The sequence below is a fragment of the Pseudomonas sp. ICBG1301 genome (assembly GCF_016918385.1).
Lineage (GTDB): Bacteria > Pseudomonadota > Gammaproteobacteria > Pseudomonadales > Pseudomonadaceae > Aquipseudomonas > Aquipseudomonas palleroniana.
Window position 1 is genome coordinate 538,611 of sequence record NZ_JAEKGB010000002.1, and the last position, 16,205, is coordinate 554,815.

16 protein-coding genes are annotated in these 16,205 nt (G+C 61.1%); 7 read left to right on the forward strand and 9 right to left on the reverse strand.

The window, feature by feature from the left end; all coding sequences use genetic code 11:
- Positions 1 to 69: 69 nt before the first annotated feature.
- On the forward strand, positions 70 to 432 hold the full coding sequence (locus JBE38_RS06245) for a response regulator (RefSeq protein WP_205343884.1): 363 nt from the start codon (positions 70 to 72) through the stop codon (positions 430 to 432).
- A 198-nt stretch (positions 433 to 630) separates the two neighbouring features.
- Complete coding sequence (locus JBE38_RS06250; RefSeq protein ID WP_205343885.1) at positions 631 to 2,031, forward strand: DUF1254 domain-containing protein; 1,401 nt, start codon at positions 631 to 633, stop codon at positions 2,029 to 2,031.
- 47 nt (positions 2,032 to 2,078) lie between these two features.
- On the opposite strand, the gene JBE38_RS06255 is transcribed toward JBE38_RS06250, so the two are convergent.
- Positions 2,079 to 2,747: a DUF3313 domain-containing protein gene (locus JBE38_RS06255; RefSeq protein WP_090370996.1), complete on the reverse strand. Its 669-nt coding sequence runs from the start codon at positions 2,745 to 2,747 to the stop codon at positions 2,079 to 2,081.
- 219 nt (positions 2,748 to 2,966) lie between these two features.
- Here JBE38_RS06255 and JBE38_RS06260 point away from each other — a divergent pair, with 219 nt between their 5' ends.
- Positions 2,967 to 3,659: an aspartate/glutamate racemase family protein gene (locus JBE38_RS06260; protein WP_060752990.1), complete on the forward strand. Its 693-nt coding sequence runs from the start codon at positions 2,967 to 2,969 to the stop codon at positions 3,657 to 3,659.
- 191 nt (positions 3,660 to 3,850) lie between these two features.
- Here the strand turns inward: JBE38_RS06260 and JBE38_RS06265 are convergent, their stop codons facing one another.
- The 4 genes from JBE38_RS06265 to JBE38_RS06280 all read right to left on the reverse strand — a co-directional run bounded on the left by JBE38_RS06265 (position 3,851) and on the right by JBE38_RS06280 (position 7,895).
- Complete coding sequence (locus tag JBE38_RS06265; RefSeq protein WP_060752989.1) at positions 3,851 to 4,372, reverse strand: GNAT family N-acetyltransferase; 522 nt, start codon at positions 4,370 to 4,372, stop codon at positions 3,851 to 3,853.
- Positions 4,373 to 4,433: 61 nt separating this feature from the next.
- Complete coding sequence (locus JBE38_RS06270) at positions 4,434 to 5,504, reverse strand: DUF1176 domain-containing protein (protein ID WP_205343886.1); 1,071 nt, start codon at positions 5,502 to 5,504, stop codon at positions 4,434 to 4,436.
- A 53-nt stretch (positions 5,505 to 5,557) separates the two neighbouring features.
- A complete protein-coding gene (locus tag JBE38_RS06275; protein WP_205343887.1) occupies positions 5,558 to 6,697 on the reverse strand; it encodes a glycerate kinase in 1,140 nt (379 codons plus the stop codon).
- Between the two features lie 91 nt (positions 6,698 to 6,788).
- Complete coding sequence (locus tag JBE38_RS06280; protein ID WP_205343888.1) at positions 6,789 to 7,895, reverse strand: sugar diacid recognition domain-containing protein; 1,107 nt, start codon at positions 7,893 to 7,895, stop codon at positions 6,789 to 6,791.
- A 158-nt stretch (positions 7,896 to 8,053) separates the two neighbouring features.
- On the opposite strand from JBE38_RS06280, the gene JBE38_RS06285 reads away from it, so the two are divergent.
- Entirely contained in the window at positions 8,054 to 9,364 is a 1,311-nt protein-coding gene (locus JBE38_RS06285; protein WP_205343889.1) for an MFS transporter, read from the forward strand.
- A 44-nt stretch (positions 9,365 to 9,408) separates the two neighbouring features.
- Here JBE38_RS06285 and JBE38_RS06290 read toward each other — a convergent pair whose 3' ends face one another.
- On the reverse strand, positions 9,409 to 9,582 hold the full coding sequence (locus JBE38_RS06290) for a hypothetical protein (RefSeq protein WP_158510680.1): 174 nt from the start codon (positions 9,580 to 9,582) through the stop codon (positions 9,409 to 9,411).
- Between the two features lie 102 nt (positions 9,583 to 9,684).
- Positions 9,685 to 10,389, reverse strand: coding sequence for an SDR family oxidoreductase (locus JBE38_RS06295; RefSeq protein WP_126871017.1), 705 nt, complete (start codon positions 10,387 to 10,389; stop codon positions 9,685 to 9,687).
- A gap of 101 nt (positions 10,390 to 10,490) precedes the next feature.
- Between JBE38_RS06295 and JBE38_RS06300 the strand changes: the two genes are divergently transcribed.
- The 3 genes from JBE38_RS06300 (at position 10,491) to rarD (ending at position 13,529) form a co-directional block, all read left to right on the forward strand.
- Positions 10,491 to 11,393, forward strand: coding sequence for a LysR family transcriptional regulator (locus tag JBE38_RS06300; protein WP_060752983.1), 903 nt, complete (start codon positions 10,491 to 10,493; stop codon positions 11,391 to 11,393).
- Positions 11,394 to 11,474: 81 nt separating this feature from the next.
- Positions 11,475 to 12,485, forward strand: coding sequence for an aldo/keto reductase (locus JBE38_RS06305; protein WP_205343890.1), 1,011 nt, complete (start codon positions 11,475 to 11,477; stop codon positions 12,483 to 12,485).
- Between the two features lie 162 nt (positions 12,486 to 12,647).
- Positions 12,648 to 13,529 carry an EamA family transporter RarD gene (gene rarD, locus JBE38_RS06310; protein WP_205343891.1) on the forward strand — a complete coding sequence of 294 codons (882 nt, stop codon included), beginning with the start codon at positions 12,648 to 12,650 and terminating at the stop codon, positions 13,527 to 13,529.
- 29 nt (positions 13,530 to 13,558) lie between these two features.
- Here the strand turns inward: rarD and JBE38_RS06315 are convergent, their stop codons facing one another.
- Both JBE38_RS06315 and hppD read right to left on the reverse strand, forming a co-directional pair.
- A complete protein-coding gene (locus JBE38_RS06315) occupies positions 13,559 to 14,758 on the reverse strand; it encodes a dermonecrotic toxin domain-containing protein (RefSeq protein WP_240202428.1) in 1,200 nt (399 codons plus the stop codon).
- A gap of 197 nt (positions 14,759 to 14,955) precedes the next feature.
- Positions 14,956 to 16,032 carry a 4-hydroxyphenylpyruvate dioxygenase gene (hppD, locus tag JBE38_RS06320; RefSeq protein ID WP_205343892.1) on the reverse strand — a complete coding sequence of 359 codons (1,077 nt, stop codon included), beginning with the start codon at positions 16,030 to 16,032 and terminating at the stop codon, positions 14,956 to 14,958.
- Between the last annotated feature and the right edge of the window lie 173 nt (positions 16,033 to 16,205).

The window sequence follows — 16,205 nt, forward strand, 5'->3', positions numbered from 1 at the left end:
GACTACTCATTAGTTGAGTTGCCTCAGCCCTACCTGGCCTCTGCACCTTTACTTTCAGGAATGTTCACTATGCCGTCCCCTGCCTCCACCATCCTTGTAGTCGAAGACGACGCCATCGTGCGCATGTTGATTGTCGATGTGCTTGAAGAGTTGGAGTTCTGTGTACTGGAGGCCGCTGATGCCGGCGAAGCGCTGGCCGTGGTCAACACCGACAAAGTCATCCACCTGATGATGACCGATGTCGGCCTGCCCGACATGGACGGCAAGGAATTGGCGACCCAAGTGCGTCAACTCCGCCCCACCCTGCCAATTCTGTTTGCCAGTGGTTATGCCGAAAACATCGACGTTCCCGAAGGGATGCAAGTCATCGGTAAACCGTTCTCGATCGATCAACTGCGCGACAAAGTCAAATCGATGTTGCCCGCCGCGTAGCCCTCCTTCCCCAGGACAAACAGCACGGCCCCTCTGAACGTGGAGCCGTCTGCTAACCTGCACATCTGCGCCACGCCGTTATCGCACTGACAGTTCAACTTGTTTGCAGGGATTAACGTGACGTCCGGCGAATAAAACTGGAAACTCGGCGTTTTAATCCCACGCCCTTGAAAAAGCACTCAGGAAGGACGCAACTACATGATTGGAAAACCGACGCGCCTGCTGTTGGCGAGCCTCTCGATATTCATGAGCACCGGTGCCTGGGCCGACTTCACGGCGACCCCGACCGAAGCCCGGGCCATCGCCAAGGAGGCCTACTTGTACGGCTACCCGGTGGTGGAGATGTACAAGACGCTCTACACCCAGGCCGTTGATAAAGGCGGCACCAATTTCAAGGCCCCGTTCAACCACATCGGCAACAGCGCCCAGCTGTTCACGCCCAAGGACACTGCGTTCACGACCCCGAACTCGGACACACCCTACTCCTTCGTCTGGATGGACCTGCGCAAGGAACCCCTGGTGCTGACCCTGCCCAAGATCGAAGACAACCGCTACTACTCGGTACAGTTGATCGACCTCTACACGCAGAACATCGCCTACCTGGGCACCCGCAGCACCGGCAACAATGGCGGGCACTTCATGATCGCCGGGCCTGACTGGAAAGGTCAGCAACCGGTCGACATCGACCGCGTGATCTACAGCGAAAGCAACATCGCTTACGCCCTGTACCGCACGCAGTTGTTCGATGAAAAAGACCTGGCCAAGGTCAAGCAGATCCAGAACGGCTATAAAGTGCAGCCGCTGAGCAGCTACGTGAAGCAGCCCGCTCCGGCCAAAGTGACCAAGATCGAATGGCCCAAGCCGATGGCAACCATGACCGACAGCCCGCAGCTGTTCCGTTACCTGAACTTCATGCTCAGCTTCGCCGCGCCCCAGGACAGCGAAAAAGACCTGTTGGCGCGTTTTGCCAAGATCGGCATTGCGCCGGGCGCACCGTTCAAGGTCAACCAGCTCAGCGCTGAACAGCGCAAGGCCCTGGAAGAAGGGATCGCCGATGCCAAGGCAGAGTTCGCAGCGTTCAAGAAAGACAAGCTCGACACCCAGCAAGTCTCCAGCAGCGACCTGTTCGGCAGCCGTGATCGCCTGAAAAACAACTATCTGTACCGTTATGCCGGGGCCAACCTGGAGATTTTCGGTAACTCAAGCGACGAAGCCACTTACCTGACCTACTACGTCGACAGCGAAGGCAAACCCGCCAACGGCGCGCGCCACAGCTACACCGTGCATTTTGCCAAGGACCAACTGCCGCCGGCCGATGCGTTCTGGTCGCTGACCATGTATGACGCCAAAACCAAGTTGCTGGTGCCCAACCACAAGAAGCGTTACCTGATCAATTCGCAGATGTTGCCCAACCTCAAGCTCGACGCCGATGGCGGCCTGACCCTGGCGCTGCAACACCACGAGCCGCCGAAGGCCGAACAGAGCAATTGGCTGCCGGCGCCACCCGGTCCGTTTTATGCGGTGCTGCGCATTTACCTGCCCAAACCTGAGGTGGGTAACGGTCAATGGAAACTTCCCCCCTTGACGCCTCTCAAGTAACGGGTTGTACAGGAGCGAGCCTGCTCGCTCCTGCTTGCACGCAATAATCAGTGTTTGAACTTGGCATAGGATTGATGCAGATCCGAAGCCCAGGCATCGATCACACTTTTCACATCATCGGCCTTCATGACCTGGGAATCATTGGACAGGGGCTTGCCGGTGCCTTTGCGTACCACTTGGGCGAGCACTTTGCCATTGCCACCGTCGAGGAACTGCGCTTCGGTGCCCAGGGTGGTTTCCTGATCGCGGATGCCGGCGCCGGTACTCACGGCCGCCGCCACCAGGGCCACAGGGATGTACTCATAAGGCTTGAGGCTTTCGGTCTTGCTGCTTACGGCGGTGATGGCGGCACGCACCACAATCACCCCCGGCCCCGGCGCACTCGCCAGCGGCAACGACTTGACCAGCTCACGCTTGAGCGCCTGGTTGTAGTAGGCATTGATGCCGTCCAGGGTGCCTTGCGGGATTTTAGTGGTTGCCTGGGGCTTGGGATAAAACTGGGTCGGCTCGACAAATACCGCCGTGTAGTTGCGCAGGTTCAGATTGGGGTCGACCCAGCGCATCACTTCAGCGCCCGAAGGCGACTTGGCTTCCTTGAGCTGACTGTAGTCCGATAGAAACCCCGAGTACTCGTCGGGTTGGGTGACCTTGCTCGCGCAGCCTGCCATTGCGAGCGAGGCGATGCACAGCGTGCTGATCATTAGCCTTGATTTCATCACTGAACTCCCTGTCGGTCATCACCGGAATATTGAGCTGTAGGTATAGCCAACTTTGCGCAAACAAGGGTTTCTGCCGGCAAGTTTTGCCGCAGTGCTAGAGGCGCGCTCTGTTGCGCTGGAGCGGTGAACTGCACCGGTCATTTCGCAGGCAACTGCGTATGACTAATCCACGAGCGGTGGGTAAGGTAACGCGACATTCCTCTTCAGGAGCATCGCATGCGCACCATTGGCCTTATCGGCGGCATGAGCTGGGAATCCAGCGCCGAGTATTACCGCATCATCAACCAGAGCGTGCGCGACCAGCTCGGCCCACTGCGCTCGGCGCAGTTGTTGATGTACAGCGTGGACTTCGGCCCGGTGGAACAAGCCCAGCATGCCGGGCGTTGGGATGACACCGCAGTGATTCTGCAAGACGCGGCGCGCCGCCTGCAGGCCGGCGGCGCCGATTGCGTGGTGCTGTGTACCAATACCATGCATTTGGTGGCGCCGCGCATCGAGGCCGCGGTGTCGATTCCGTTCCTGCATATCGCCGATGCCACCGCGGCCGCAGCCCTTGCGGCGGGCACCCTGACCGTGGGCCTGCTGGGTACGGCGTTCACCATGGAGCAGGATTTTCTCAAATCACGCCTGGCCGCCCAGGGTTTGAGCGTGCTGGTGCCTGATGCAGACGAACGCCAGGCCGTGCACCGGATCATCTACGAAGAGTTGTGCGTGGGGGTGATCAGCGAAGCTTCCCGCCAGGTCTACCAACGGGTGATCGACAGCCTCGCCGCGCGAGGTGCCCAGGCCATCATCCTGGGGTGCACCGAGATCTGCCTGCTGATCCAGCCCGAACACAGCAACCTGCCGCTGCTGGACAGCACTGAGCTGCATGCGCGGGCGGCGGTGGCGTTTGCTTTACAGGACTAAGCCAAGGCCATCGACAGTAATCCAAGCCATCTGAAGTCAACTGCGGGAGGGGGCGAGCTCAATTAAGGATGAACATTGTCCCTGTGGCGAGGGAGCTTGCTCCCGCTGGGTCGCAAAGCGGCCCCAGCTTTTGGTTTGAAACGACTAGGCCTGCTACGCAGTCCAGCGGGAGCAAGCTCCCTCGCCACAGGTTACCCGTTGTCCGCTCCTTTGCGCAGGCGCGCCATGCTCAGCGCGTCGACAAACACCCCATCGCGCACACCGTAATCGCGCAGGCAGCCCTCGACCTCGAAGCCGAACTTGCGATAGAGCGCGTGAGCGGCTTCGTTGTCGGCATACACCGTCAATTCGACGCGGCGCAGGTTCATCCAGTTGTCAGCCACTTCCAACGCAGCGCTCAATAGCTTCGAACCCACACCTTTGCCCTGCCAGGCGGTAGCGACCCCCATGCCCAAGCCGGCAATGTGGCTTTGGCGAACGCGGGCGTTCTGCTCCATGCCGAGGTTGCCGATGACCTCACCGCCATGCACCGCCACCAGTTGCAGCCGCCGTTCGTTGTCCATCACCAGGCGCTTGCGCCAGGCCTCCACGGATTGGAAAGGCATTTGCAGCACCTGACGGCACACGGCCGGGTCGTTATACAGCGCAGTGACGCCTTCCAGATGGGCTTCGGTAAAGCGCTGGATCACGATGTGGGGTTCAGGTGCGTGCATTGTGTTTCATCCTTTGAAAGACACGTGGCCAGCCAGTGTAGAGGCCCAACCCGCCGGCTGGCTAGCGCGCTGGAGCGCTCGACCAGAGCGACGGCCAATCGCCATAACCCACGCCGGTACAGCGCGGCATCATCTTGAATTCGCTGAGCTGGAAGCCCTTGCCGTCATACACCCAGACGCCTCCAGCACCGCAATCCCCAATCCCACGCTGTTTATAGAAATAGCTCAACGTGCCAGTGGCTTCGTCATACCCGACCGAGCCTTGCAGCGCCGCGCCGTCCAACGGCAAGGGTTGCAGGGTCAGTGGGGTTTCGCCGTAAGGCGCCTGGCGCTGGCGGCTGGTGACATCGTACTCGCAGTTGTAGGCGGCGCAGTCATAGCGCACCACGCTCATGGCTTGAGCCGCACTCAGCGCGCCGACTTCAGCCTGAGGTGCCATCTCGGTATCGGTCTGCGTGATGGCTTTCACGGCGGCGGCTGCCAAACCGGTCTGTTCCTGTGCAGTCAGCGGTGGCGCAGCCGGGAACTTGCGCAATAGCGGTAGCGGCAAACGCGCCGGTACTTCACTCGCCGCCCCTTTGCCCGGCCGCGCCAGTGCGGTGACGGTATCCAGGCGACCTTGCACTGCATCCATCAACAGCAGCGAAGCGCTCAGCCCGCTGAGCGATACATGCGCGCTTTCATCTCCCGGCACCTGCAAACGCTGACCGTTGCGCAACCGCTGCAACCAGAGGCGAGCCGGCGCTTCATCGATCACGCCGTAGGACTGAACCTGGGGATCTTCGCCCTCATCGTCCAGCTCCACATGCAATGCCTGCGTCAACTCCTGGCCCAGAGGCTGACCATCCAACAGCAATGTAGAAAGGTCCACCGCCTCACCACGATGATCAAAACGCAAACGCGGATACCCCTGCGGGCCGGCCTGATGCCAGATGTGCAAGGTCAGGGAGCTATAGTCCTCTTCGTCGACGCCGCTGGGCGCACTGAGGGCATGGCAATTGCGCAGGTTGTCGCAGCCGGTCACCCATTGCTTGATTTCCCGCAGCAAGGGCACGGTTTCGGCGGGCGGTTGAGCGAAGGCTGGAAAGGTGGCGCCGGCCAGCGACAAGGCCAGTAATGCGGGGCGTAGCATGGGGACTCTCCGTGTCTGAAAGGCGCGGATTGTCCCATGTTCAGTGCATGGCGTCAGCGGCCGGAAGCGGTTCGCCACACCCGCGCAACATCCGCCGCTCGCTCGCGCAACAAACGCGGCGCCTCGGCGCAGGCCTGCTCCAGGCTCATCGGCCCGTTCGGCAAAGCGAACGCAGCCGCCACGCCATGGGCGTACATCTGTTCATAGCCATCGCCCAGGGTGCCGGCGATCACGATCACCGGCACCTGGTGCCGCTGGGCGATACGGGCCACGCCAAAGGGGGTTTTACCGCGCAGGGTCTGGGCGTCGAAGCGGCCTTCGCCGGTGATCACCAGGTCGGCGCCACGTACGGCAGCGTCCAGGCCCACCAGTTCGGCCACCACTTCAACGCCGGCCCGAAACTGTGCGCCGAGAAACGCCTTGGCAGCAAAGCCCAGGCCACCGGCGGCGCCGCTGCCGGGCTCGTCGCGCACATCCTTGGGCAGCACCCTGGCGCAGTGGTCGGCGAAGTGGCCGAGGGCTGCATCCAGCTGTTGGACCTGTGCGGGATTGGCGCCCTTTTGCGGGCCGAAAATAGCCGAGGCGCCCTGGGGGCCACACAGCGGGTTGTTCACATCCGCCGCGATTTCAAATTGCACCTGCGCCAGGCGCGGGTCCAACCGCTCCAGGTTGAGGTGCGCCAGGCGCGCCAACGCCAGGCCGCCGGCGGGCAGTGGTTGCTGTTGGTCATCGAGCAGTTGCACGCCAAGGGCCTGCATGGCGCCGGCGCCCGCGTCATTGGTGGCGCTACCGCCAATCGCCAGGATGATACGCCGGGCCCCCAGGTCCAAGGCGGCACGGATCAGCTCGCCGGTGCCGTAGGTGGTGCTGGAGCACGCGTCACGCTGCCCTGGCGGTACCCGTTGCAGGCCGCTCGCCTCAGCCATTTCGATCATCGCAGTGTGGCTGGCTGCCAACCAGCCCCAGCGTGCCTCGACCGTGCCGCCCAGCGGGCCACGCACCCATTGGCGGCGCAGTTCGCCGTTGCAGGCGGCGAGTACCGCATCCACCGTCCCTTCACCGCCATCCGCCATCGGGCACTGGATGCATTGCGCATCCGGCCAGGCCTCGGCCAGCCCTTCGGCAATGGCCTGGGCAACGCCTTCAGCACTCAGGCTGTCCTTGAACGAGTCGGGGGCGATGATGATTTTCATGGGCTTTCTCCGGTTTTTATAACGCCCATGCTGCCAGTTGTCTGCGGCGATGACGCCGGTCCGATGCACAAGTGTGGATGAGCTTTGTTGTTCATTCCGACAAAGCCTGGGGTAACAGCTGTACGCCCAGGTAGAGGGCGAGCATGCCGTCCAGTGTCAGGGGGTCGACCCCGCTGAGTTCGGCGATACGCTCCATGCGATAACGCAAACTGTTGCGATGGATGCCCAGGGCGTCGGCGCACGCCTGGCTTTGGCCATCGTGTTCGCACCAACTGCGCAAGGTGGCGAGCAGTTGGCCGTTGCCGTCCTTGGCCAGGACTTTGCGCAGCGGGTTGAGCAATTCGTCCAGGGCATCATCGTTGCGATGACGCCAGAGCATCACCGGCAGGCGGTAACGGTTGAGGGTCAGCAGGCGTGACTGAGGCAGTACATCGCGCCCGTAGGCCAGCAGATCGCTGACACGTCGGTAGCAACGACGCAACCCGGCCAAGCCATCGGCCTGCCCGCCCACGGCTACACGCAGGATGTTCCAGCCCTGGCCATCGAGTTTTTCCAGCAGGCGCGGGTTGTCTACCGACACGGTTGCCGGCCGACACCACAACAGCGAGAACTGCGCCGAGCTGACACACCAACTGTCCGGGTAGCGACTGCCCAGCCAGGCACTCAAAGCTTCGGCCGATTGCCCCGGCCCCAGCTCGAACAGGTACGGCGTACGGGGCATCTGCGGCTTGAGCCCCAACTGTTGGGCTTCGTCCACCAGCCGTGGTGAGTCGCCACTGTCGGCCAGCAGCAAGGCGAGCAGATCATCACAGCGCTGCCGGCGCCATTGCTGTTCGGCTTGCTGGTGACGGTGGCTCACCAGCATTTCAGCGGTCATGCGCACCAGCTCGGCGTAGGTGCGCAGCCCTTCGGGTTCGCCGGTAATCCCCAGCACACCGATCAGGCGCTGGTCATGCAGCAATGGCAGGTTGATGCCCGGCTGCACCCCCTTGAGGTGCTTGGCGGTCTGGCCGTCGATTTCCACCACGCGACCATTGGCCAGCACCAGCTGCGCCCCTTCGTGGCGGGTATTGATGCGCTCCGGCTCGCCACTGCCCAGGATCAGGCCCTGGCTGTCCATGACGTTGACGTTGTAAGGCAGGATTGCCATGGTGCGATCGACAATATCCTGCGCCAGGTCATGATCCAACTCGAACATGGGGCTATTTTCCTGGAAAGCGGTTGTTCAGCGGCACAGCGCAAAGGGCGCTCGACTGTGCGCGAGCACAAAGACAGTACCCCATCACGTCACCGAGACTGTTTGGGCGATCAACGTTACCCTCGCATCGCGAAAAATCATAATAAAGAGAGAACCCCATGTCACAGAGCGCCGCTGCCACACTGGCCACCGATGACGATAAAAACGCCATCTATCAGCGCATTACCCTGCGCCTGATCCCCTTCATCTTTATCTGCTATCTGTTCAATTACCTCGACCGGGTAAACGTTGGCTTTGCCAAACTGCAGATGCTCGATGCGTTGAAATTCAGCGAAACCGTGTACGGCCTCGGTGCCGGTATCTTCTTTATCGGCTACGTGCTGTGCGGCGTACCGAGCAACCTGGCGCTGACCCGGTTCGGCCCACGGCGCTGGATTGCGCTGATGATGATCGTGTGGGGCACGCTGTCTACCTGCCTGCTGTTCGTCACCACACCGACGCACTTCTACACCCTGCGCCTGTTGACCGGGGCCGCCGAGGCCGGTTTCTTCCCGGGTGTGGTGCTGTACCTTTCGCAGTGGTTCCCGACCTTTCGCCGGGGGCGCATCATGGCGTTGTTCATGTCGGCGATCCCGGTTTCCGGCCTGCTCGGCAGCCCGTTCTCCGGCTGGATCCTCAACCACTTCGCCGCCGGTCAAGGTGGCCTGGCGGGCTGGCAATGGATGTTCCTGTTGCAGGGCATCCCCACCGTGATTCTCGGCGCCCTCGCCTACTTCCTGCTCAGCGATAACTTCGCCAACGCCAAGTGGCTCAAACCCCACGAACGTGCGGTACTGGAAGCCGACCAGGCGACCGACTTGGCGAACAAACCGAAAACCACCAGCGACTCATTGGCCGAAGTATTCAGGAACCCGGCGATCTGGGCGTTCGGCCTGATCTACTTCTGCATCCAGAGTGGCGTCTACGCGATCAACTTCTGGCTGCCGTCGATCATCAAGAACCTGGGTTTCAGCGACAACCTGGTGATCGGCTGGCTCAGTGCCATCCCGTATTTGCTGGCGGCGGTGTTCATGCTGCTGGTGGGGCGCTCGGCCGATTTGCGTAAAGAGCGGCGCTGGCATTTGGTCGTACCGATGTTGATGGGCGCAATCGGCCTGGTGATTGCTGTGAATTTCGCCACCACGCCGGCCCTGGCGATTCTGGGCCTGACGATCGCCACCATGGGCGCCCTGACCGGCCTGCCGATGTTCTGGCCGGTGCCCACGGCAATGCTCAGCGCCGGTGCGGCGGCAGGCGGCTTGGCGCTGATCAACTCCATGGGCCAGATGGCGGGCTTTCTGAGCCCGTATATCGTCGGCTTTGTGAAAGATGCCACCGGCTCCACCGACATGGCGCTGTACCTGCTGGCGGCCGTGATTGTCGCCGGTAGCCTGTTGGCGCTGCGCATGACGCGTAGCCTCAGGACCTGAGCCGTTCATGGCTCCCACGCCTATGGATGCGTGGGAGCCACTGATCAGTAGGTCACTTGAGCGGGTTGCGGCTGAACCGGCAGCCCGTTCAAGACTCGCTGCTGATCCTCGCTGAGCGGACGGTTTTCAACCGGCGGCTTGTTTTGCAGCGTGGCGATAATCGACTCGATCAGATGGTTGGCGCCTGGGAACGCCGTCGGCTGGTTTACTGAGGACATGGAGTTTCTCCTTGGGATCATTGGATGAACACTGCCAGGCATCGGCAGTTACAGCCTGTGTGGTCTCACCGACGATTGCGTTCCCATCGGCCTAGCCCGTGCCTACAACAGGCCGCCACCGTCAATGTCGATCACGGCGCCGGTCATAAAGCCATTTTCCATGGCCAGCACATACCCCGCCGCCACTTCTTCAGCCTGCCCCACACGACCCACTGGTAGGCCTTCGCCGGCCTTGGCGAACATCGCCACACGCTGTTCCTCGGCCAACCCGGCATACGCCGGTGTGTCAATCACCCCCGGGCTGACTACATTGACCCGACGCGGCGCCAACTCTTTGGCCAGTTGCTTGCCCAGCGCCTCGGTCGCCGCATTGATGCCGGTCTTGATGAACTGGCCGGGTGCCAACTTGCGCCCCAGTTGTCCCGAGGTCAGGCTGATGCTGCCGTGCTCATGCAAATACGGCAGCGCCTGCTGGATGGCGCGCAACGCGCCCCAGAGTTTCACGTTGAAATTGTCCTGGGCCTCGAGCAAATCGGTCTCGACCAGCGTCTTGGCGCGTACCGACGGGCCGGACGTATACACCAAGTGATCAAAGCGCCCCACCGTCGCGAACAGACGCTGCAAGGACGCGGCGTCGGTGACGTCGACCGGTTCGCTGCGCAGACCGTTGTCTACGCCGGATGCCAGCCGACGCCCGGCCAATACCACCTGTGCGCCACGCGCAGCGGCGGCCTTGGCGACTGCCGCGCCGATCCCGCTGCTGCCACCGATCACGATGACGGTTTTACCGTTGAGGGAAGCGTTCATAGAGAAACATCCAAGGTCAGAAAGTGAGCGTTCATCTTCCTCGCTTGGCAATCCGCGAAAAATCCCGGTAAAACGACAAGATCTTTAAAGGAATTTTACAGATGAGCTCGACCCTGGACCTTGAAGTCTTTGTGCGCACCGCCGATAGCGGCAGTTTGTCGGCCGCAGCACGTGGGCTGGGCCTGACACCGGCCGCCGCGAGCATCTCCCTTAAACGCCTGGAAACCCGGCTCGGCGTGCGCCTGCTCGCGCGTTCCACCCGCAGCATGCGCTTGACCGAGGAAGGCCGGCGCTATCTGGACAGCGTACGGGTGGCACTGGAAGCCCTGGCGGAAGGCGAACAGGCCATCAAGCAACAGGGCCAGAGCCTGAACGGTTTGTTGCAACTGGCGGCACCTTCGGATTTTGGGCGCAACGTGCTGCTGGGCTGGCTGGATGAGTTCAAGGTCGAACACCCGAACATCCGCTTGCAACTGCTGCTCAATGACAGCAACGCCGACCTGTTCCGCGACACCGTCGACATTGCCCTGCGCTTTGGCGTCCCCCGAGACTCAAGCCTGGTGGCGCTGCCGGTGGTACCGGGCCATCGGCGCATTGCCTGCGCCAGCCCCGACTACCTCGCGCGTCATGGCACACCGAGCCAGCCGGCGGATTTGGCGCAACACAGTGCATTGCGTTATATGCGCCGTGGGCAGGCCAATAACACCTGGTATTTTCGCCAGGGCACGCACCTGCAGGAAGTCGAGGTCACGGGCGACTATCTGAGTGACGATGGTGAAATCGTTCGGCGCTGGGCCCTGGCCGGCCATGGCATCGCCTATAAAGCCGCCCTGGACATCGCCCGCGATATCCAAGCCGGGCGGCTGGTGCCGCTGCTGACCGATTGGCAAGGCGAGCCGACGCCGTTCAACCTGATGTGCCCCCATCGCCTGCAAGTGTCGGAACGCGTGAAAGTACTGCATCGTTTTCTTCAGCTACGCTGCCAGGCGTTGCTGAGTGCATGAAGAAACCTGGGCAGGGCTTGTTCCAGAGCGGTCCGGTCTGGTATTGCAGGAGTTACGTTTCAACGCCACGAGGAGCTTTCCATGATTTACCGCACACTGGGCCAGTCCGGCTTGAAGGTCAGCGCACTGACACTCGGCACCATGATGTTTGGTGAACAGACCAGCACTGAAGACTCGCTGCGCATCATCGACAAAGCCTGGGACCAAGGCATCAACTTTATCGACACGGCTGACGTGTATACCGGCGGGCGCTCCGAAGAGATCGTGGGTGAGGCCATTGCGCGTAACCGCCAGGATTGGGTGGTGGCGTCGAAAGTCGGCATCGGCCCGGCAGAAGGTTTGCCCAACCGCAGCGGGTTGAGCCGCAAGCGTATTTTCAATGCGCTGGAGGCCAGCCTGGCACGCCTGGACACCGATTACCTGGATATCTATTACCTGCACCGTGAAGACCACGACACCCCCTTGGAGGCTACGGTGTCAGCCATCGGCGATCTGATCCGCCAGGGCAAGATCCGCTACTGGGGCCTGTCCAATTATCGTGGCTGGCGCATTGCCGAGGTGATCCGGGTCGCCGAGCATCTGGGCGTGGACAAGCCGATCATCAGCCAGCCGCTGTATAACATCGTCAACCGTCAGGCCGAGGTCGAGCAACTCACGGCGGCCGCCGCCTATGGCTTGGGCGTGGTGCCTTACAGCCCGCTGGCCCGCGGCGTGCTCAGCGGCAAGTACGCCCCTGATGCAACCCCCGAAGCCGGCAGCCGCGCGGCACGCCAGGACAAGCGCATTCTGGAAACCGAATGGCGCGTCGAGTCGCTGCGCATTGCCCAGCAGATTCAGCAGTACACCCAAGGCCGTGGCGTGGGGATAGTCGAGTTTGCGATTGCCTGGGTGCTGAACCATTCGGCGGTGAGTTCGGCCATTGTCGGACCGCGTACCGAGGCGCAGTGGGATGCCTACACGGGAGCGCTGGACGTGAAGATCACGGCGCAGGATGAGGCGTTTATCGACGCGCTGGTGACGCCTGGGCATTCGTCCACACCGGGCTTCAATGATGTGGGCCATTTCGTCTCAGGGCGCATCGCCCGCTCCTGATGATCAACCCCTGTCGGCGCGCGCGGGTTTGCCGCCACCCGCCCGTGCCGCAGGCAGTGCGCAAAAAAAAATCCATCAAACGCTCCAAAACAGCGCACAGCCTGCCGCCAAAAGCACCATAATCGCCTGCTCTTTGTATCTATCAGTTTTCGCGAGGACGGCGTGTCTAAAGGTGTTGCGTTATCGGTCTTGGCCTCGGTGCTGTTTGCCGTGATGTATTACTTCACATCCCTGCTGACGCCCTTGAGTGGCCTGGAGATTTTCGGCTGGCGCATGTTGCTGACCGCGCCCTGCATGACGGTGTTCATGATCGTCAGCGGCGAATGGCGCCGCGTGTGGGACGTGCTGCGGATGTTGGCGGCCAAACCACGCTTGATCGTCGGTGTACTGCTGTCGTCGGCGCTGCTGGGCGCGCAGTTGTGGTTGTTCATGTGGGCGCCGCTGAATGGGCGCAGCCTGGACGTGTCGGTGGGGTATTTCCTGCTGCCGCTGAGCATGGTGCTGACCGGGCGCCTGGTGTATGGCGAACATCTGTCGCGCCTGCAACAGATTGCCGTGGTGTTCGCCGCCATCGGCGTGCTGAACGAGTTGTATCGGGCTGGCGGGTTTTCCTGGGCGACGCTGGTGGTGGTCATCGGCTACCCGGTGTATTTCGTGGTGCGCAAGTACCTGACCACCGACCACCTGGGCGGCCTGTGGCTGGATATGGCGCTGATGCTGCCGGTGGCCTGGTGGTTCGTGCAAAGTGGCGACCAGGGTTTCGCGGTGCTCGACGCCCAGCCGAGACTGTATGCGTTGATTCCCATCCTGGGCTTGATCAGTGCCTCGGCACTGGTGAGCTACATCATCGCCAGCCGTTTGTTGGCATTCAGCCTGTTCGGGCTGCTCAGTTACGTGGAACCGGTATTGCTGCTGGGTGTAGCGTTACTGCTGGGCGAAGGGATCAAGGACGGGCAATGGTTGACCTATATTCCGATCTGGTTGGCAGTGATGGTCCTGGTGTACGAAGGGTTCAAGCACCTGGTGCGTCAGCGTAGAGCCTGATAGCGGGCGCTGGCGGTCTGGCTGCCGGCTCAGCCGGTTCTCACCGTGGTGCTTGCAGGGCGCACCGGCGCTATCTGCTCAAGACCATCAGCCAACCCTGTCAGTACTGCTCGGGTAGTACCGTAATACGGGATCTCGCCTTGGGCTTGCTCACCGAGGTTTTCCAGTTGCGCGTCCATCGTTTTCTGGTCCACGCCGAACAACTTGCCGATCCGGTTATCCCTGTTCAACTCAACCAATGTGTCGCTCCCGGGATTGGTCAATCGGGTCTCAAGGGAATGTGCCACATCCTCGGGAACCCCCAATGCTGTCAGCGCCTTGCCAAGGCCATGGCCTGGGTTTCTGAGTTGCTTGAGGAGTTCTTCGTAGAGTCCGTTCAAGTCGTTGGCGCCAACGTTGTCGAGCGCAACGCTCGTCACCGTCTGGCGGTATTGATCGAATGAAAGCAGTTGCAGCGGCTGATCATCGTTCAAAGCGTTTTTCACGAAGTAGAAACCGTCACGGGCTGCGCCATGCAGGTTTCCATAGGCGTCGTACTTATAGATAACCTCCTTGCCGTCGGTGCGCTTCCCTATGTAAGTCGCGCTGCCATCGGGCGCAAGCTTGTAAAGCCGAGTACCGGTCAAACCCTTGACGGGAGCCGGTGGCAAGCCGCCTGTTCCGCTCAGATACGTGAAGACATCGCCTTTGACCCGAGCGAAACTGCCCACCACTGCATTGATATCGTTATCGGCAAAGTCAACCAGCCTCTGCCTGACCCGTTCGACCTGCTGGGGCGCCCTATCGTTGGAAAAGTGCCGCGCAAAACTATCCAGCTCCTTTGGGTCGAGGGCCATCGTTTTAACCCAGTCGGTCAGTTCCTCGCGGTCTTTGAACTCATAGAATGCATACTGGCCCTCCTCCGGTACATACAGCAGGAAATTCGGCCCCTCAGCCGTGGCAGGCACGCGCTTGATCATCAGAATGTCATTGGCTTGAACCCCATCGACCGCGAACGTAGACACCTGCACCCCGGGTGCCCCACGCGTGCCTGGATACACGACCGCATCCACCAGCTTCTTGCCTTCGACACTCAGGACATCATCGCGAAATGCCTCATCGGCTTCATCAATGAACCGACGGCGGGCCTGGTCATTGCGCTGCAACGTCTGCGCTGCGGGAGCTGGATCAGGCGGTTTGGAAGTGACGGTGGGCGCCGGTGGGTGCCCAGGCAAAGATGCAATATTCATCAGAAAACCTCTTTAATCAGATGAAGATTTCCCTACATCGGACGCGACCGGCTACCTGCGTCACTGTCCTCTTTGTGGAGGGTCTTGCCCAACCGGTTCCGTTGTCCTGCCGGCCATGGTCAACCTATACAGCGCATACAAAAAAGCCCGGCAGGGAAGACTCCCGGCCGGGCTTTCAAGTATTGCGAACGAGTCGATCAGTCCGCCGTCAACACGCCCCGGCGCACCTGGTCACGCTCGATCGATTCGAACAGCGCCTTGAAGTTGCCCTCACCAAAGCCGTCATCGCCTTTGCGCTGAATGAATTCGAAGAACACCGGGCCCATCAGAGTTTCCGAGAAAATCTGCAGCAGCAGGCGTTTGTCGCCCTCGATCGACGAACCATCGAGCAGGATGCCGCGTGCCTGCAACTGATCCACCGGCTCGCCGTGGTTCGGCAGGCGGCCTTCGAGCATTTCGTAGTAGGTGTCCGGTGGCGCGGTCATGAAGCGCATGCCGATCTTCTTCAATGCGTCCCAGGTCTTGACCAGGTCGTCGGTCAGGAACGCTACGTGCTGGATGCCTTCGCCGTTGAACTGCATCAGGAACTCTTCGATCTGGCCCGCGCCCTTGGATGACTCCTCGTTCAGCGGGATGCGGATCTTGCCGTCCGGAGCGCTCATGGCCTTGGACGTCAGGCCGGTGTATTCGCCCTTGATATCGAAATAGCGCGCTTCACGGAAATTGAACAGTTTCTCGTAGAAGTTGGCCCAGTAAACCATGCGCCCGCGATAGACGTTGTGGGTCAGGTGGTCGATGACTTTCAAGCCCGCGCCCTGGGGGTTGCGGTCCACGCCTTCGAGGTACACGAAGTCGATGTCATAGATCGAGCTGCCTTCGCCGAAACGGTCGATCAGGTACAGCGGTGCACCGCCGATGCCCTTGATGGCAGGCAGGTTCAGCTCCATCGGGCCGGTTTCGATGTGGATCGGCTGGGCGCCCAGCTCCAGTGCGCGGTTGTAGGCTTTTTGCGAGTCCTTGACACGAAACGCCATGCCGCAGACCGACGGGCCGTGTTCGGCCGCGAAATACGATGCAAGGCTTTCAGGTTCGTTGTTGAGGATCAGGTTGATTTCGCCCTGACGGTACAGATGGACGTTCTTGGAACGGTGTGTCGCGACTTTGCTGAAGCCCATGATCTCGAAGATCGGCTCCAGGGTGCCAGGGGTCGGCGACGCGAATTCGATAAATTCAAAGCCCATCAGGCCCATCGGGTTTTCGTATAGATCTGCCATGATTTGGCGCCTCATCATTCTTGTGGTTAAGCGGATTTCAATTGCCGGCAAGGATGAGGTGCAACGGTGGCGCGCAGGAGAGTCCTCGCACGCTGCGGGCGAGGAAGTCACCGAAAATGAGGGGGGAGCCGAGTAGCTTCATGGTTACATCAGTCTCTGACAGCCGAGGCCTG

Excerpts from the sequence above, each read along its gene's own strand:
- JBE38_RS06245 (WP_205343884.1), top strand. The coding sequence starts at position 70 with ATGCCGTCCCCTGCCTCCACCATCCTTGTAGTCGAAGACGACGCCATC.
- JBE38_RS06250 (WP_205343885.1), top strand. The coding sequence starts at position 631 with ATGATTGGAAAACCGACGCGCCTGCTGTTGGCGAGCCTCTCGATATTC.
- JBE38_RS06255 (WP_090370996.1), bottom strand. The coding sequence starts at position 2,747 with ATGAAATCAAGGCTAATGATCAGCACGCTGTGCATCGCCTCGCTCGCA.
- JBE38_RS06260 (WP_060752990.1), top strand. The coding sequence starts at position 2,967 with ATGCGCACCATTGGCCTTATCGGCGGCATGAGCTGGGAATCCAGCGCC.
- JBE38_RS06265 (WP_060752989.1), bottom strand. The coding sequence starts at position 4,372 with ATGCACGCACCTGAACCCCACATCGTGATCCAGCGCTTTACCGAAGCC.
- JBE38_RS06270 (WP_205343886.1), bottom strand. The coding sequence starts at position 5,504 with ATGCTACGCCCCGCATTACTGGCCTTGTCGCTGGCCGGCGCCACCTTT.
- JBE38_RS06275 (WP_205343887.1), bottom strand. The coding sequence starts at position 6,697 with ATGAAAATCATCATCGCCCCCGACTCGTTCAAGGACAGCCTGAGTGCT.
- JBE38_RS06280 (WP_205343888.1), bottom strand. The coding sequence starts at position 7,895 with ATGTTCGAGTTGGATCATGACCTGGCGCAGGATATTGTCGATCGCACC.
- JBE38_RS06285 (WP_205343889.1), top strand. The coding sequence starts at position 8,054 with ATGTCACAGAGCGCCGCTGCCACACTGGCCACCGATGACGATAAAAAC.
- JBE38_RS06290 (WP_158510680.1), bottom strand. The coding sequence starts at position 9,582 with ATGTCCTCAGTAAACCAGCCGACGGCGTTCCCAGGCGCCAACCATCTG.
- JBE38_RS06295 (WP_126871017.1), bottom strand. The coding sequence starts at position 10,389 with ATGAACGCTTCCCTCAACGGTAAAACCGTCATCGTGATCGGTGGCAGC.
- JBE38_RS06300 (WP_060752983.1), top strand. The coding sequence starts at position 10,491 with ATGAGCTCGACCCTGGACCTTGAAGTCTTTGTGCGCACCGCCGATAGC.
- JBE38_RS06305 (WP_205343890.1), top strand. The coding sequence starts at position 11,475 with ATGATTTACCGCACACTGGGCCAGTCCGGCTTGAAGGTCAGCGCACTG.
- JBE38_RS06315 (WP_240202428.1), bottom strand. The coding sequence starts at position 14,758 with ATGAATATTGCATCTTTGCCTGGGCACCCACCGGCGCCCACCGTCACT.
- hppD (WP_205343892.1), bottom strand. The coding sequence starts at position 16,032 with ATGGCAGATCTATACGAAAACCCGATGGGCCTGATGGGCTTTGAATTT.